13 protein-coding genes are annotated in these 12,869 nt (G+C 71.6%); 6 read left to right on the forward strand and 7 right to left on the reverse strand.

What is annotated here, in order from left to right; genetic code table 11:
- Positions 1-88 precede the first annotated feature (88 nt).
- A complete protein-coding gene (locus tag ACWEQG_RS26685) occupies positions 89-1,816 on the reverse strand; it encodes a choice-of-anchor P family protein (protein WP_452288733.1) in 1,728 nt (575 codons plus the stop codon).
- A 592-nt stretch (positions 1,817-2,408) separates the two neighbouring features.
- A complete protein-coding gene (locus ACWEQG_RS26690; protein WP_452288735.1) occupies positions 2,409-3,017 on the reverse strand; it encodes a TetR/AcrR family transcriptional regulator in 609 nt (202 codons plus the stop codon).
- A 352-nt stretch (positions 3,018-3,369) separates the two neighbouring features.
- Between ACWEQG_RS26690 and ACWEQG_RS26695 the strand changes: the two genes are divergently transcribed.
- Positions 3,370-3,930 carry a hypothetical protein gene (locus ACWEQG_RS26695; protein ID WP_452288737.1) on the forward strand — a complete coding sequence of 187 codons (561 nt, stop codon included), beginning with the start codon at positions 3,370-3,372 and terminating at the stop codon, positions 3,928-3,930.
- A 1-nt stretch (position 3,931) separates the two neighbouring features.
- Positions 3,932-4,357, forward strand: coding sequence for an FAD-dependent oxidoreductase (locus ACWEQG_RS26700; RefSeq protein WP_452288739.1), 426 nt, complete (start codon positions 3,932-3,934; stop codon positions 4,355-4,357).
- A 152-nt stretch (positions 4,358-4,509) separates the two neighbouring features.
- Here ACWEQG_RS26700 and ACWEQG_RS26705 read toward each other — a convergent pair whose 3' ends face one another.
- Entirely contained in the window at positions 4,510-5,118 is a 609-nt protein-coding gene (locus tag ACWEQG_RS26705) for a TetR/AcrR family transcriptional regulator (RefSeq protein ID WP_452288741.1), read from the reverse strand.
- An 81-nt stretch (positions 5,119-5,199) separates the two neighbouring features.
- Between ACWEQG_RS26705 and ACWEQG_RS26710 the strand changes: the two genes are divergently transcribed.
- Positions 5,200-5,685 (forward strand): FBP domain-containing protein, encoded by a 486-nt coding sequence (locus ACWEQG_RS26710; RefSeq protein WP_452288743.1) that lies wholly within the window; start codon positions 5,200-5,202, stop codon positions 5,683-5,685.
- A 63-nt stretch (positions 5,686-5,748) separates the two neighbouring features.
- Here ACWEQG_RS26710 and ACWEQG_RS26715 read toward each other — a convergent pair whose 3' ends face one another.
- The gene (locus tag ACWEQG_RS26715) at positions 5,749-6,489 is read right to left on the reverse strand and encodes a VOC family protein (protein WP_452288745.1); all 741 of its coding nucleotides are present in this window, start codon (positions 6,487-6,489) and stop codon (positions 5,749-5,751) included.
- 159 nt (positions 6,490-6,648) lie between these two features.
- Positions 6,649-7,230 carry a hypothetical protein gene (locus ACWEQG_RS26720; protein ID WP_452288747.1) on the reverse strand — a complete coding sequence of 194 codons (582 nt, stop codon included), beginning with the start codon at positions 7,228-7,230 and terminating at the stop codon, positions 6,649-6,651.
- Between the two features lie 362 nt (positions 7,231-7,592).
- Between ACWEQG_RS26720 and ACWEQG_RS26725 the strand changes: the two genes are divergently transcribed.
- Both ACWEQG_RS26725 and ACWEQG_RS26730 read left to right on the forward strand, forming a co-directional pair.
- Positions 7,593-8,831: a sensor histidine kinase gene (locus tag ACWEQG_RS26725; protein WP_452288749.1), complete on the forward strand. Its 1,239-nt coding sequence runs from the start codon at positions 7,593-7,595 to the stop codon at positions 8,829-8,831.
- 2 nt (positions 8,832-8,833) lie between these two features.
- A complete protein-coding gene (locus tag ACWEQG_RS26730) occupies positions 8,834-9,526 on the forward strand; it encodes a response regulator (protein WP_452288751.1) in 693 nt (230 codons plus the stop codon).
- Between the two features lie 51 nt (positions 9,527-9,577).
- Here ACWEQG_RS26730 and ACWEQG_RS26735 read toward each other — a convergent pair whose 3' ends face one another.
- A complete protein-coding gene (locus ACWEQG_RS26735) occupies positions 9,578-10,474 on the reverse strand; it encodes a hypothetical protein (protein ID WP_452288753.1) in 897 nt (298 codons plus the stop codon).
- 358 nt (positions 10,475-10,832) lie between these two features.
- Here ACWEQG_RS26735 and ACWEQG_RS26740 point away from each other — a divergent pair, with 358 nt between their 5' ends.
- Positions 10,833-12,029 carry a hypothetical protein gene (locus tag ACWEQG_RS26740; protein WP_452288755.1) on the forward strand — a complete coding sequence of 399 codons (1,197 nt, stop codon included), beginning with the start codon at positions 10,833-10,835 and terminating at the stop codon, positions 12,027-12,029.
- A gap of 165 nt (positions 12,030-12,194) precedes the next feature.
- Here the strand turns inward: ACWEQG_RS26740 and ACWEQG_RS26745 are convergent, their stop codons facing one another.
- Positions 12,195-12,779: a recombinase family protein gene (locus ACWEQG_RS26745; RefSeq protein WP_452288757.1), complete on the reverse strand. Its 585-nt coding sequence runs from the start codon at positions 12,777-12,779 to the stop codon at positions 12,195-12,197.
- Between the last annotated feature and the right edge of the window lie 90 nt (positions 12,780-12,869).

Here is a 12,869-nt window from a genome sequence, read left to right on the forward strand (position 1 = left end):
CCCCCGCGCCCCGCCCCCCCCCCCCCCGGGGCGGCCCCCCCGCGGGGGCCCCCCCCCCCCCCCCCCCGCCGCCGCGGGGGCTGGGCGGTCAGGCGGACGGGCACGGCGTGCCGGGGACGGTCAGGGCGGCCCTGGCGTGGCTGACCACGATGTCCACTCCCGCCAGCGTCCGCACGTGGATGGCGTTGACCGCGACACCGGCGCCCCCTGCGATGGGCACCTGCTCGTTGATCACGACTTTCGCCACGAGCGGGAGGTTGATCGTCAGGTTGGGCTTCGGGTCGGTGATCGACACGCCGCCGACCTTGAGGTTGGTGATGTGCACCGAGCCGTCGACGTCGACCTGCCCGCTCTCGCCGTCCCGGGCTTCGGCCTTGGCGGTGATCTCCTCGGCGGTGACGAGACCGCCGAGGAGATTCACCCCCGCGGTCTTGGCGGAGGCGGACGCGGTGCGCAGGCCGTCGTCGCCGACCGCGCCGGCGGCCTTCGTGGCGATCGCGCCCAGTGAGCCGAGGCCGGGAAGCGTGGCCTGCAGGAGCGTGCCGTCGTCGGGACCCGGGGCGTCGGTGCAGGTGACGTCGGAGGGAACCAGCGGCGCGACCGTCACCAGCGGGGCCGAGACCCGGCCGCCGTGCGCGTGCGCGTCGAAGACCAGGACGGGCCGGGTGAAGGTGACCTCGGCACAGCCGGGAGGGTCGATCCCGGTGCGGTCGGTGACGTCCGCGGCGCACGTGCGGTAGGTGCCGGTGTGGGCGGCCACGACGGTGACCGTCGCGGAGCAGGAGGCGGCGCCGGCGGGCAGGGTCCCGGTCACCGTGACCTGCCCGCCTCCCTGCGGCGCGGTCACGGTCGCGTCCGCGCAGTCGGTGGACGGCGCCCCGGCGACGGTGAGGCCGCTCGGCAGGCTGCCCTTGAACGACCAGCCCTTCTTCACGGCCAGTTCGCCGGTGTTGGTGATGGTGAACTTCAGCGCCGCGGTCTCGCCCACGCGGGCGGAATCGGGGCTGTAGGAGACGTCGAGCCGGGGTGTGACGTCCAGGATGCGTACGTTGTCGAAGGCCGCGTCGTTGCCGATGCCACTGGCCTGGAAGTTGACCAGCCTCAGCCGCAGCGCGCCCCCGTCGAAGAGGACGGGCCCGTCGCTGGTGTAGGTGCCGACGGCCACCGAGCCGATCGTCGTCCCCGGGTGGGCGCACGGCTCGATCGGGGTGGTGAAAGCGGGCACGGCCGTCACCGCGTCCAGCAGGTAGAAGCCCAGCTTGGCGTGGTTGGCGAAGCAGTTGGTCTCGGCGACGTCGACGGAGAAGGCCAGGAACCGCTTGGGGCCGATGTCGATGGAGAAGTTCGACTCCAGTTGAGTCCTGCCCGAGCCGGGATCGTCCCCGGTGTAGGCCGTGACGGCGTGGTTGGTCGCCGGGTCCTCGCCCGCCCACTGGCCGAGCGCGCCGGCCATCTGCTTCACCGTCGCCCAGGCGTTGCCGCAGCCGGAGGCCACCGGTGCGACGGCGGGGTTCTGCTGCGAGGCGATCCAGCCGTTGCAGTGGGTCAGCCAGGCCGGGTCGGCGGTGTAGGTCTGGTGGACGGGCGCGGCTCCGGTGTAGTCGCTGACCAGGATGGGTGTGGCGCCCTGACCGTGCTCGAAGTCCTCGGCGAAGACGGTCTTCGGTGGCGCGGGCACGCCCGGATCGCCGGGTGCGGCCGCGGCCGCACCCGGCTGCGCCGTCAGGGCCGCCGCCGACAGGACCAGCGCGCCGAGAGCGGCGACCGCCCTGTGTGACGGACCTGGCGCGTGGCCACGCGCATGAGAACGCCTCATGTGCGAGTTCCTCCCATTGGTTGACGATGGCGAAAGGCGTGAACGCCCCCGAACCGCTCCGGCCTTTGTATAAGCAAAAAGAGCGACCTTTAGGCAATTAGCTGGATCGCTCCTAAGACAAAATGGCGTGCCGTTCTCAGGCTGTCAATGACCTTTCCGATTTGCCTCGTTTGGCGGCATATATCGGCATATCATGGATGATGCCGCGCCGAGAGGAATAAGGAAGGCGAAAATTCTGGCGGGCTGTACCTGATGCGGGCGTGCCGCCGTCGCACCCGAGGAGCAGGTTTTCGAGGCCAGGCTGATGCTGGGCGAAGCCGAGGCATGCGGAAACGCCGGCCTTGTCACGTCGCTCAGCACCAGACGGGCGTACGGCATTTCTGCGGCTACATCACCCGCCCGCACTACGGCTGGCCAGCCGGATGCGGTCAGTGTTCCAGGCGCGCGAAGGAGTCCGGAGCGGGCTTGCGCGGCCGACCGTCATCGCCGGGCCGGCCGAAACGGCTGGGCGGAAAATGCCGGCTGCGCGCCGTGGTATCCCGCCGGCGATCGCCGGTAAGGGCTTCATTCCTGAGCGGATGCGCCCGCGGTTTCAGGCGCCCGCCGCTCCGCTGTTGTCGGTGGCGGCGTAAACCTGCAGGAGCCGCTCGACTCCGTGTAGGAAGGTCTCGCAGATCAGCACCGGGTCGAACAGGCAGCCGGCGGCCATGGCCCCGTCGCGCATCATCACGAAGTGGCGGGCGGCGGGCTCGGCGCCGGTCTCCTGGACCTTGGCCAGTAGTTCCGTGATGGTTTCCAGGAACCATTGGCGGTGGGCGAGCACGGCCTTGTGCACCGGGGACTCGGGGTCGGGATACTCGGCGGCAGCGTTCAGGAAGGCGCATCCCCGGAAGCCGGGGGACTGGATGCCATCGCCGATGGATCTGCTGAGGGCCCGGATGGTGTCGGCGGCCGGTAGGCCGGCGGCGACGGCCTGGTCCGCCTGACCTCGCATGGCCCGGTCGACCTCGTTCAGATAAGCGAGGACAAGGTCTTCCTTGCCCGGAAAGTGCCGGTAGAGGGTGGCCCGCGTCACCTGCGCCTCGGCGACTATGCGATCGATGCCGACGGCGTGGATGCCCTCCGCGTAGAAGAGCCGGGTGGCCGTGTCGAGCAGCCGGGACCGCGCTTGGGACGTCCGGCCTTCGGATTGGCTGCGCATGCGGCCATCCTAGTAGGTAGAACGTTCGGTCTTGACAGCGCGCGCCGGAGGTTGCAGGCTGTACGAGGTAGAACGTTCTGTCTTGCGAAAGAGCTCTCCCCAGTGGCTCGTCTTCGCGTACGCACCGCCCCGCTGTTCATCGGGGTACGGCCGCGGTCGCCGCGGCCGGCCTTGCCGGCGGCGGGTCCCGCGTGCGCGGCACGGAGGACCTCGGACTCTCCGTCCCTCGTGAAGCCGGCCTGAGTTTCCCTCGAGCATCTGCCGCGACCACGGCCGTCAGCGCGCGCCGGGAGTGTCCTCCCGGAACGAGCGAGGCGGTCTCCTCCTCACTCCAACTCCGGCAAGGATCGTCATGAGTTCCATCGCTGCTTCACCCGGCATCTCCGGCACCGCGTCAACGCTGCGGCGGCTGTACTTCGTCCGGTTCGCGTTCGCCATCGTCTGGGCCCTCGCGATGTTCACGACCGCCTCGAACCTGGGTCCGCTCGCGGTCGCCCTGCTCGTGCTCTACCCGCTGTTCGACGTGGCCGCCGCCGTCATCGACGCTCGCGCGTCGCGCGCCACCGGAGCACCCGCCCTGCTGTACGTCAACATCGCGGTCAGCCTGATCACCGCCATCGGCGTGGCCGTCGCCTGCGCGTCCGGCATCCCGGCTGTGCTGCGCGTGTGGGGCGCCTGGGCGATCGTGGCCGGACTGGTCCAGTTGATCGTGGGCGTCACCCGCCGCACGATGGGCGGCCAGTGGCCGATGATCATCAGCGGTGCCATCTCGGTACTCGCCGGCGCGTCGTTCATCCTCGGCGCCTCGGCGACCGACCCGACGCTGACCAACGCGGCCGGCTATGCCATCCCCGGCGGCGTCTTCTTCCTCATATCGGCCGTTCGCCTCGGCCGCGCCGCGAAGGGAAACTGACATGGACACCACCACGTACGACGTCATCGTGATCGGGGCGGGTCCGGTCGGGGAGAACGTCGCCGACCGGGTGGTGCGGGGAGGGCTGAGCGCCGCCGTCGTCGAGCGCGAGCTGGTCGGCGGGGAATGTTCCTACTGGGCCTGCATGCCGACCAAGGCATTGCTGCGCGGCGCGGCGGCGTTGCGGGCGGCGCGTCAGGTGCCCGGGGCGCGCGAGGCGGTGACCGGTGGTCTCGACGTAGCCGCGGTGCTGGGCCGCCGGGATTCCTTCGCCTCGCAGTGGAAGGACGATGGTCAGGCCGGTTGGCTCGATTCCGCCGGGATCGTGCTGCACGTGGTCAGGGCCGGATCGTGTCCGCGAACGTGGTGGAGGTCACGGCGATCGAACCCGGCTCCTTCCGCACAGGCTGGGCCGGACCGTCCATGACACTGTTCTGTCCCACCCGCGAGCGCGACGGAAGGCAAGCGGGAACAACTGGGCGATCCGGCCAGAGCCGGGGACGCCGTCGTGCGCATCGCGTCGGCCGGTGCGCTGGAAGCGATGAGGCCGTGACGACCTGCGACACGTGACAACGCCGATCATGTGCGAGGGACGACACGGCTCGCCTCGGGCTCCGTGCGCTCGGCCGGCCAGTTGCGCAGGGCGACGTCGATCGTGTCGAGCACCCGGCTCCAGGACTCGTCCGCGGCGCGCGGATGATGGCGGAAGCCGCCTGCCGCCTCGAGACTCACGAACCCGTGGAAGACGCTGCCCAGCAGCCGGACCGCGTCGGTCTGGTCGGGCTCCGCCAGCGAGTAGCCGCGTAGGATCGCCCGCGTCATGTCGGAGTGCCGCCGGGCCGCGCTCGCCGCCTCGGTCTCCGGGTCGAGATCCACCTGCATCGCCGCGTACCTGCCAGGATGCTCCCGGGCGTAGTCGCGGTAGGCGCCGGCGAAGGCGACCAGTGCGTCCCTGCCCGCCCGTCCGGCCAGCGCCGCCGCGGCCCGGTCGGCGAGCTCGGTCAGGGCCAGCGCGGCCACCCGGATCCGCAGCTCGTGGGCGTTCCTGATGTGCGAGTACAGACTGGCGTCCTTCACGCCGAACCTGCGCGCCAGCTCCGAGACCGTCAGGTTCTCCAGCCCCACCTCGTCGGCCAGTTCCGCCGCCGCCTCGGTCAGCCGCTCGAGCGTCACCCCGGCTCGTGCCATCCGCCATCCTTCTTTCCTAGGAGTCCTAGGTAAAAGCTTAATCGATTGCCCCCCAAAGCGGCAGTAGGTAGGTTCAATCCTATGAAGCCAATTGCTGAGCGCGAGATCCGCGCCTCGTTCGTCAACTGCACCAAGGGCGAAGCCAAACGCCTCGCCGTACCGAGGGATCTGGATGCGCGGCCCTGGGACGACCTGGACTTCCTGGGCTGGCAGGACCCCGCCTCCCCAGGCCGTGCCTATCTGGTCGCGGAACAGGGCGACCGGCTGGTCGGGGTGGCGCTGCGGCGGGCCACTGCCAATGCCGGACACGTGCGGCGCAGTATGTGCTCACTCTGCCTGACCACCCATACCGGCGACGGCGTGTCGCTGATGACCGCCCGCCGCGCCGCCGGCAGCGGCAACTCCGTCGGCGCTTATATCTGCACGGACCTGGCCTGCTCCCTGTATCTGCGCGGCAAGAAGGACGTCGGGCCCGGCGGGCGGATGCCCGAGTCGCTCACGCTGGAAGAGAAGATCAGCAGGACCGCGGTCAACGTGAGCGAGTTCCTCCAGAAGGTGACTCAGTGACCGGAACTGCGGGTATGCGCGGCGCGCCGGGGCCCGACTCCGTCCGATCGTGACGCGGCCGCGTCAACTCTGGCGCAGGACGCAGAACTCGTTGCCCTCCGGGTCGGCGAGGACGATCCACGAGACGTCGCCCTGGCCGACGTCGGCGGGCCTCGCGCCGAGTGCCCGCAGCCGCGCCACCTCCGCGGCCTGGTCGTCGCCGGGATAGGGCAGCACATCGAGATGGACGCGGGTCCACGTCGTCGTCGCGCCGGACGTCGTGCGGACGAACTCGAGATACGGCCCGACGCCCTCGGCGGAACGCAGCCTCGCGTATTCGCCGGTCACCTCGTGCACGGTCCAGTCCACCGCCTCGCCCCAGAACCGGGCCATCGCCCGCGGGTCGGCGCACTCGACCACCACCGCGGCGATCGGCCCGGTGTCCCGGTAGATCTCCCGGGGCTCCAGCACACAGAACACGTTGCCCTCCGGGTCGGCCAGAACCGTCCACGGGACCTCGCCCTGGCCCACGTCGGCGGGCCTCGCACCGAGCTCCTTCAGCCGCGCCACCAACTCCGCCTGATGGGCCGCGGAGGTGGTGGCCAGATCGAGGTGCACGCGATACCTCACCGTCTCGGGATCCGGGACGGCGACGACGTCGACGCAGACGGCGGTGGGGTCCGGCCAGACGAAGCCCACGGGTTCGACGTTGGTCACGCCGGGCCCCTCGCTGGAGACACCCCAGCCCAGCGCCTCCGCCCAGAACCGGCCGAGCGCCGCGTCATCCCGGGCTTTGAAATTCACCTGAACAAGTCGCAGCGGCATGCCGCCGATGTTATGCCCGTGGGGATGAGCGCCGGCAACCGCTAGCAGGCCTGGTCCGCGCTCGCTCGGGATGGTGGCAGGAGGCGGCGTCGCCCTCGTTCCCGGTCGTCGGGGAGCCGGCCACGGTGCCGGAGGTCTGATGGTCTGTGAGACAGACCATCAGGCGGCCTCGTTCACGACGGCGGTCCGGCGGGGCAGAACCGACAGCGCGAGCCAGATCAGCGACGCGGCCGCCGCCACGTGCACGGCGCTGGTGAGCGGGGTGTCGGGCAGCGGCGCGAGCACCGCCAGCAGCGGCAGCGTGATGCCGTACCCGTACACGGCGAGCCTGGGGAAGATCCGCGAGCGCGCCATCGAGACGGCGAACAGCATCGTGCCGGCCACGAACACCGCGGTCGCGGTGAGGAACGCCACCTTGGTCGGCCCCTGGAGCAACTGCTCCACGAGCGTGGGCTCCAGGTAGAACAGTACGAGGTTCAGGCTGAACGCGACGCCGGCGAACAGGCCGAGCCCGACGACGTTCACGGCGTACGCGACGAGCCCGAAGCGCCCGGCGGCGGCGGCCTGGTGAAGGTAGAGGATCGTCAGGGCGGGTGTTCCCAGGGCGCTCCCGGTTCCGAGGACGAAACTCGTCACGGCGGTCTCGCCGGTGAACGCCTCGACCAGTGCCGGGCCCCCGATCGACAGGCCCAACAGGATCGCGCAGATCGCGCCGAAGCGCGGCAGCCAGGTGGAAGTCATCGCGAAGCGGCTCCTTGCCGTCGGTAGCGGACGCGACGACCGTAGGAGGCCCAGGGCCGGTGGGTGCAGATGCCGATCGTCCCGGCTCGCGCCCGGAGGTCACGGCGCGTACGCCGGGCGGGGCCGCCGGATCCGGAGCGGACCGTGCCGGTCGGCATGTGCCGTCCGGCCAGAACAGGCCCGCGACGATCGCTCCCGGCGCAAGCGGGGCGTAGCCTGACTGCGGGCGTCCCGGCCGGAGGGGGACCGGCTGCCGTGGGGGAGTGGGCTCCGGTTCGCCTGATCCGGTCGCCCCGGCCATGCCCGCCGGAAGAGACGTGCTGCCCGGGGCGGTGTCCGCCGTACCGGTAGGGAGGTTTGGGATGACTCCGTCGCCGACCACGCTCCTCCCGGCCCCCGCACCAGCCGCGTCCGGGCGCCCGGTGCCCTGGGTCGCGCCGGTGCTGTACGCCGCGGTGCTGGCGAGCGGGCTGTACTACGACGTCGTCGGCGCGGTCCCTCCGCCGTCCGCCGAAATGGCCGTCTTCGTCGCCGGTCTGGCGGCGCTGTCCGGCTTGGACGTGCTGGAGCGGCGGCGCTACCGCGTGCGGACGCCCAGGGGCCCCGCGGCCGCCCTGGCGGGCGTCCGGTTGGCCCTGTTCGTCGTGGTCACGGCCGCCGACCCGGCCGGCCTGTCCCGGGTGCTGTTCGTCCTCCTCCCGTTCACCGCGTACTTCGCCTTCGGCCGCCGGGTCGCGGTCGCGCTGGCCGCCGTATGCCTGGGCCTGCTGACGGTTTGGTTCTCGATCGCGGCCCCGGGCTGGTACGCGAACTCGGCGTACGTGTCCGACCTGCTCATGTTCGTCCTGGGCCTGGTCCTCGCCGTCTCCATGGCCGCGGTGGCCGTCGGCGAGCAGGAATCGCGTACGCGGCTGGAGCACGCGCTGAACGAGGTGGAGGAGTCTCATACGCGGCTCAGTAGGTACGCCGAGCGGGTCGCCGAACTCACGGCGGCCGAGGAACGCAACCGGGTCGCACGCGAGATCCACGACAGCCTGGGGCATCACCTCACCGCCGCCGCCGTGCAGATGGAGAAGGCGGAGGCGTTCCTCGACCGCGACCGGCCCACCGCCGAGCGCGCGCTGGCCGACGCGCGGTCGTCGGCCGCGCGAGCCCTGGAGGAGGTCCGTCACTCGGTGCGCGCGCTGCGTGGAGAGACGGTGCCGTTCCGCCTGCCGGAGGCGCTCGCCGATCTCGTACGGCACCTGGACGGCACCCGCCCACGCGTGACTCTGGAGACGACCGGTGACGAGTCGGGTTACGGCGCCGCGGCGCTGAGTGCGCTGTACCGCGCCACGCAGGAGGCGCTGACCAACGCCCTCAGGCATGCCGAGGCCGGGCGGGTCGCGGTCTCGGTGACTTGCGGGGACGAGGAGGCGCGGCTCGTCGTGACGGACGACGGCACGGGCCTTCCTCCGGGCCCTTGGGAGGAGCGGGGGGTCGGCCTGCGCGGGATGCGGGAGCGGGTGCGGCTCGCCGGCGGAGCCGTCGCCGTCACGAGCGAGGCGGGGCGGGGCACCACCGTCACCGTGACCGTGCCGCGCCGGTCGAGGGCGGTGTGACGATGACACTCTCCCCTGCGGATCCCGCGGGCCCGGCCGGCGACCGGCGCGTGCGGGTGCTGGTCGTCGACGACCAGGAACTGGTGCGCGAGGGCATCGCCTCCCTGCTCGGCATCCAGCCCGGCATCGCCGTCGTGGGCACGGCCGCGGACGGCCAGGAGGCCGTCGAGGCCGCGCTCTCGCTGGAGCCGGACGTGGCCCTCATGGATGTCCGCATGCCGCGGATGAGCGGAGTCCAGGCGGTGTCTGTCCTGCGCAGCCGAGCCCCCGCCTGCCGTGTGGTGATGCTGACGACCTTCGACAACGACGAGTACGTCGTCGAGGCGCTGCGGGCGGGCGCGGCCGGTTACCTGCTGAAGAACCTCCCCGCCGCCCGGCTCGCCGAGGCGGTGCGGCTGGCGTCCGCCGGCGTCACCCAGCTCGACTCCTCGGTCACCCTGCGCCTGGCCGCCACCCTGCCCTCCGAGCCGGAGCCCGGCCGCGACGCGGGGCCGTCACCGGCCTCGGTCCTGACGCCCCGCGAAATCGAGGTTCTGAGACTCATCGCGACCGGGTCGACCAACAGGGAGATCGCGGCGCGCATGTACCTCAGCGAAGGCACGGTGAAGAACCACATCTCGCGGATCCTCGGCAGGCTCGGCCTGCGTGACCGGACCCAGGCCGCCGTCTACGCGAAAGATCACCGGCTCCTGTGAGCGCCCCGGCCGCGTCTAAGGGGGATGGCCCCTCCGGCCCGGATGACCTGTCTAACCGGTGGCCGGGGCACGACCGGCGGCGGCCAGGACCACGGCGGCGGCCAGGGCGGTGACGGCCGCCAGGAGGGCGGCGGCGGCCAAAGTCACACCGTCGGGGTGGATCAAGGGCTGGGCGCGTAGGGCCTGCCAGGTGACCAGAGTGAGCAGGCCGGTGTAGCCGGCGGCTGCCACGCCGATCAGGCGGGCGCGGGTCCGGTCGTCACGCAAGAGGGGATGGCGAGCCGCCAGGGCGGCCAGGAGCAGGGCGGCGATCAGCATGACCTGCAGCCCGTGCAGGCCGACGAAATGGGGGATCCTCAGGTCGCCACCGGTGGTGCTCCACTGTGTCAGAGGAAGGCCGGGGCCGCCGTCGGCTACGCCCACGCTGTGACCGCTGCTCAGGGACACTCTCTCACCACTGGTGGTCAGCGCGGTCTCCGTCTTCCCCTGCAAGGGGATGAGGAACCCCAGGGCCATGCCGACAACGGCCAGGGTCAAACCTGTGTGGATCGCCCGGCTTACGGCGCGGTCGGCGTGGACGCGCTGGAAGGCCAGGATGATCGCGAGCGCGATGTTGGCCAGCATGATGCAGAGCACACCGTTGCCGAAGACGACCTGCACGATCCTCTCGGCCGCAGCGGTGGACTTGTTGAAATGGCTGAAGGTGCCGCGGGCGGCCTGGATCGCGACGATGGCGGTGTCGACGAATCCGGTGACGGCGAAAACGGTGGCCAGGCCCGAGGTCCACTTCCTGCCCCGGTGGGGCAGCGACAGCATCCAGGCGAGGGTGGTTCCGTAGACGGCCATCGACACCGCGAACTTGAACGGCTTCAGCCAGACGGGGGCACCGAGAAGTACCCGTTCGTCGAACACGAGCCCGACCGCGGAGACGACCAGCAGAACCAGCATCGAAGCGACCATCAGCATCAGCGGCCGATGCCACCGCATCACCCGGTGACACGGCGCACCACGAACAGTGGACACGGAACCTCCTGGGACGACCAGAGTCCAGACTCCCGGTCGCCGGCCGCGGCCACACTGCCGTACGCCCCCTTGTCGCAGGGGGGTCAGCCCTACCATCGGTTCGCCGCGGTCAGGCGTCGGGCAGATTGGGCCCGGGCCGCGCCCTTCGGTGGAACGGTGCCGATCCGATAGCTTGCGAGAATTACCCATCTCCCAAGTGATCCGTCCGGCGGCATGACGCAACGGATGAGTACTTTCTATTTTCTATTTCCAGAAAATCAGAAATTCGCTAAGCTGGGCGGCCGTGACGAGCTCCGCGACACTCACCGCGTGCAAGCACTGCGGCGCGCCCATCGAGCAGCCGGTACGCCGGGGCAGGCCGCGGGAGTACTGCCCGGACGGCGACTGCCAGGCGGCGGCCAAGAGGGAGCGGGAGCTCCGCCGTGCCACGCCGGGTCTGGAGGGCGCGCTGGCCCGGGTGGAGGACCTGTACGAACGCATGGAGAAGGGCCTGGCGGCGGCGATCGAGCCGCTGGCGCGGGTGCTCGCGGAAGAGCTGAGCCCGGCGGGGGTCGAGGCGAAACTGAGCGCGATCCAGGCCGAGGCGCACACGAGCGTCGCCATCGCCCGCGCCGAGCGTGAGCAGGCGCTGGAGCAGGTACGGCTGGCCCGCGAGGCCGCCGAGGAGGCCCGCCGGGAGGCGGAGGAGGCCCGCCGCCGGACGCAGGAGGCCTACGCCGAGCGCGACACGGCATTCGCCGACGCGGAGACCGCCCGCGAGCAGGCCCTGGCCGCGCTGCGGGAGGCGGCGAGCACGGAACGCCGGTCCAGGCAGGAGGCCGACCAGGCCACCCGCCGGGCAGAGATCGCCGAGGCCGCCCGGGAGCAGGCCGTACGCGAACTGGCCGAGCGGGTGGACCGGGCCGCGGCCGACGTCCGCCTGGCGCGGGAGCAGGCCGAGCAGGCCGTTCAGGAACGCGACGCGGCGCAGGCCGACGCGCGGACGGCGCGGGCGGAGGCCGAGCTGGCCCGCCGCGCGCATCGGGAGGCCGAGCAGTCCAGTGCCGCCGCGCTGGCCCGGGCCCAGGCGGCCGAGGCCGAGCGCGACCGCGCGGTCGCGCGTGCGGAGGGCGAACGCGACCGGGCCGTGGCACAGGCCCACGACGAGCGTGACCGGGTGCTGGCCCGGGCCCAGGCGGCCGAGGCGGCCCGCGAGCAGGCCGTCGCGGAGGCCGCCCGGCTGCGCGCGGAGGCGAAGCAGGCCGAGTCGCGCGCCGGCGCGGCGGACGCGGAGGCCGCCCGGGCCGGGCAGGACGCGCGGGCCGCGGCGGCCGAGCGCGAGCGGATCCAGGCGGAGCTGACGCTGGAACGGGCGCGACTGGCCGACCTGCGTGCCCAGCTCGACGTGGCCCGGGCCGAGGCGGCCCAGCTGCGCGAACGCGCGGTCGCGGCCGAGCTGCGGCTGCACCGCGATGCCGCCGAGCCGCCGCCCGCGCCGTGACCGGGGCGGATGGCTGTCAGCCCGGAGCAGCGGCCCGCGTCGTGCTGCGGAATGTGCGGAGGTGCCGCCCGCGCCGTGTTCGGGGTTGAGGAACTTAGGAACAGCCGTTGGCGCTGAGAATGATCTTGCGCAAAAGGTGATGTCCAGCTTCGGCGTGCGACCGCTCTACCTGGCGGTCTCTGGCCCGTGGATGATGCGGTGGATGGTGGAGCGTCCGACGCTGTACTCGGTGGCCAGGTCGGCCAGGGACACCTCGCCCTCGGCGTATCGGCGGCGGATGGAGCGCCGGGCGGGTTCGGGCAGTTTGGGTTGCTTGCCCTTGAGCTTGCCGTTCTTCTTGGCCAGGGCCATGCCTTCGCGGGTGCGCAGGTTCCCGAGGTTGGCCTCGAACTCGGCGACCATGGCAAGGGTCTGCAGGAACAGGCGGCCGAATGGGTCGTTCCAGTCGTAGACCGAGCCGCCGAGTCCGAACAGGATGCCGCGTCCGGACAGGTCGGTGAGGATCTGGTTGGCCTCGGCCATGTTGCGGGCGAAGCGGTCGAACTTGGTCACGGTGAAGACGCTGCCGTCCCACACGGCGGCGAGGGCTTGGTCGAGGCCGGCGCGGTTGCGGCGGGTGGTGCCGGAGAAGCCGCGGTCGATGTAGATCCGCTCTTCGGGGACGCCAAGGGTCAGGAGTTGCTCGGTCTGGATGATGACGTCTTGCTCGTCGGTCGAGCAGCGGGCGTAGCCGACGCGGGTTCCGTTCACGGCTCCAAGTGTTCCGGATAGGGGGCCTTCACCGGAACAGTTCACGGAACACCTATACGGAACACTGCGACCTGGGGCTCTGTCTCGGCT

The sequence above is a fragment of the Microbispora sp. NPDC004025 genome (assembly GCF_053604425.1).

Bases quoted from the DNA above. Each gene is read 5' to 3' on its own strand.
- ACWEQG_RS26685 (WP_452288733.1), bottom strand. From the start codon at position 1,816: ATGAGGCGTTCTCATGCGCGTGGCCACGCGCCAGGTCCGTCACACAGG.
- ACWEQG_RS26690 (WP_452288735.1), bottom strand. From the start codon at position 3,017: ATGCGCAGCCAATCCGAAGGCCGGACGTCCCAAGCGCGGTCCCGGCTG.
- ACWEQG_RS26695 (WP_452288737.1), top strand. From the start codon at position 3,370: ATGAGTTCCATCGCTGCTTCACCCGGCATCTCCGGCACCGCGTCAACG.
- ACWEQG_RS26700 (WP_452288739.1), top strand. From the start codon at position 3,932: ATGGACACCACCACGTACGACGTCATCGTGATCGGGGCGGGTCCGGTC.
- ACWEQG_RS26705 (WP_452288741.1), bottom strand. From the start codon at position 5,118: ATGGCACGAGCCGGGGTGACGCTCGAGCGGCTGACCGAGGCGGCGGCG.
- ACWEQG_RS26710 (WP_452288743.1), top strand. From the start codon at position 5,200: ATGAAGCCAATTGCTGAGCGCGAGATCCGCGCCTCGTTCGTCAACTGC.
- ACWEQG_RS26715 (WP_452288745.1), bottom strand. From the start codon at position 6,489: ATGCCGCTGCGACTTGTTCAGGTGAATTTCAAAGCCCGGGATGACGCG.
- ACWEQG_RS26720 (WP_452288747.1), bottom strand. From the start codon at position 7,230: ATGACTTCCACCTGGCTGCCGCGCTTCGGCGCGATCTGCGCGATCCTG.
- ACWEQG_RS26725 (WP_452288749.1), top strand. From the start codon at position 7,593: ATGACTCCGTCGCCGACCACGCTCCTCCCGGCCCCCGCACCAGCCGCG.
- ACWEQG_RS26730 (WP_452288751.1), top strand. From the start codon at position 8,834: ATGACACTCTCCCCTGCGGATCCCGCGGGCCCGGCCGGCGACCGGCGC.
- ACWEQG_RS26735 (WP_452288753.1), bottom strand. From the start codon at position 10,474: ATGCTGGTTCTGCTGGTCGTCTCCGCGGTCGGGCTCGTGTTCGACGAA.